The organism is Streptomyces sp. 4F14 (genome assembly GCF_048159485.1).
GTDB lineage: Bacteria > Actinomycetota > Actinomycetes > Streptomycetales > Streptomycetaceae > Streptomyces.
Map to the genome: position 1 here is coordinate 1 of NZ_JBLRVY010000346.1, position 330 is coordinate 330.

General features: G+C 68.5%; 1 pseudogene. It reads left to right on the forward strand.

Features of this window, described 5'->3' with window-relative positions:
- Positions 1-107 precede the first annotated feature (107 nt).
- Positions 108-330 (forward strand): annotated as a pseudogene (locus tag ACLZOT_RS51045) (sugar kinase); the annotation flags it as partial.

The window sequence follows — 330 nt, forward strand, 5'->3', positions numbered from 1 at the left end:
TTCGTCGAGGCCCGTCGAGCATCGCAGGGGTCCGCGTAACCGTGTCCGTACCGCACCAGGCAGACTCCCCGGACGGGCCGCAGCAGCCGGCCGAGGACCGTCGCCACATGATCCGCCGCAGGGCACTCACCCTGCTCATCATCGGGCTGCTCATCGGCGTCCCCGCCGGCTATCTCGTGATCTCCGCCAACCAGAGCCGCGAGAGCGGCAAGGACAAGGAGGAGAAGTACGCCGCGACCGGCCTCACCCCGCACTGGCCGTCGAGGGTCCAGCGCCGCATCTACCAGGTGACGATCCCGGTCCCGTCGTACAACGTCGGGTACTACGAGA